This is a genomic window from Paenibacillus sp. GCM10027626 (assembly GCF_042676285.1).
GTDB lineage: Bacteria > Bacillota > Bacilli > Paenibacillales > Paenibacillaceae > Paenibacillus_Z.
The window spans coordinates 1-1847 of sequence record NZ_JBHTHC010000056.1; the positions used below are offsets into that span (position 1 = coordinate 1).

At 48.7% G+C, this 1847-nt stretch carries 1 protein-coding gene; it reads left to right on the forward strand.

The genetic code is table 11. The features are described 5' to 3' along the window. The first annotated feature begins 223 nt into the window (after nucleotides 1-223). Nucleotides 224-1705 carry a transposase gene (locus ACFQ0N_RS38160; protein WP_379335722.1) on the forward strand — a complete coding sequence of 494 codons (1482 nt, stop codon included), beginning with the start codon at nucleotides 224-226 and terminating at the stop codon, nucleotides 1703-1705. The last annotated feature ends 142 nt before the right edge of the window (nucleotides 1706-1847 follow it).

Here is a 1847-nt window from a genome sequence, read left to right on the forward strand (position 1 = left end):
AATAGCCTCTCGGCATTCGCCGAGGCAGATGGGACAAGGGTTTCCTCATACCATCAAATTTGTTTTCCTCCTACTTGGGTAGGGGGATTTTTCAATTCATTCCATATTTCATAATGGGAAATATTATAGAATTTTTTAGTGTTTTTTCTAAAAAAGCCTTGACTTTTTTTGAATTTCTCCAAAATCGCGAGAAGGGGTACGTCCCTTACTACTCACGATTGGAGTGATTCTTTTGAAGCCCACTTTCATTCCTCATTCAAACTATCAAGCCTTTGTTCTCCAGCAACTCCATAACTCGTACGGTCCCGGCGTTGTTCTCATCAACAAGGATTGGCCGCTTGTTGCGAAACTCTGGATGACGGATCTTTCCGCTATCACGACCTTGCTTTATGATAGCTATTCCGATCGAGGACCTAAGCCGCGGGATCCCGTATCTTTACTACGTTCCTACCTCACTCTTCTGATGACCAACCCGACAATGGGACTCACGGAATGGATTAACGAGATGAAACGAACCCCCATCTATGCCATTTTGAGCGGCTTTGACTTTGACGATCTTCCCGGTGTCGGAACGTTCTACGACTTTTTCGAGCGCCTCTGGCCTGCTGTAGACAAACATCTCAAACCCAAGAAACAACGGAAACGAAAGGGCAAGACCAAGAAAGGCAAGAAGGGCGAAAAAGCGCCCACCACCACAACAGGCAGAGTGAAGCGTTTGGTCGCGTGGATGATGCGTCATACGGATAAAAAAACAGCTTTACCTGGTGACCGGTTGTTCGACTTTTTCCAATCCCAGATTCTTGAAGTGTCGGCAAATCTGGGTTTGCTCGGGGATCTTTCGGCGCTTAGCGCGGCCGGTGATGGCACACCGGTCGTTACTTCCGCCTATCCCCGAAGCAAACCGACTTGCGATTGTCGTGCCCGTGGTATAGCCGATTGCAACCATCCTCGTCTTTACTCCCAGCCCGACTGCGACTCGGGCTGGGACAGCGCCAGAGAAAAGCACTTCAACGGGTACCACCTGTACATGATCTCTGCGGCGGACAGTAAACACGATTTGCCTCTGTATCCAAGACTGCAGCCGGCCTCGCGGCATGACGCTGTCAGTCTGGTCATGAGTACCGTTGAATTCAAGCAACGTTTCACCTTGGGCACGGTAGATAAAATGCTTCTTGATGCTGCTCATGATGCCGAAGCCATTTATCTGCTGCTCGATCACCAAAAGATCGAGCCTTTCATCGACCTGAACAACCGCAGCAAGAAGAATATGGCAACGGAAAGCGACATTCAAATCTCTCCGACGGGGATCCCGATCTGTCCAAAGGGCAATGAAATGAAGCCGAACGGTTTTGATAAATCCCAGAATCGCCACAAGTGGAGATGTTCCCCATCCTGCGGGTGCTCAGACGCCAAATACGGGCGGACGTACCATACGCATAGCAGCGATAATCTTCGCCTGTTTCCCAAAACTGCTCGCGGGTCAGAGAAATGGAAGTTGATTTACAAACGCCGCGCGTCCATTGAACGTTCCAACAAGCGGGAGAAGGTCGACTACAATCTTGAATCTGGCCGACATCGCTCAACCATGATGTGGTACATGCGCATCTACGGCATTATGATCTGCCAGCACATGGATGCCTGGTACGTGAGTCAGAAAGACGAATGGGACAAATTGAAGTCGACCATTTGCCCTTCAAGAGCCTGATTTTTTAAAAACCGCCATTTAAAAATTGGTGCAGTCTGCCCTTTTTTGAAACTGGTTTTCATTTTCCACGTTTTCCAGCTACAACTGTCTTTGCTCTCGGTTTTCACCCCTTCAGCTACCCTTTAATTCCGAGAGGCTATTT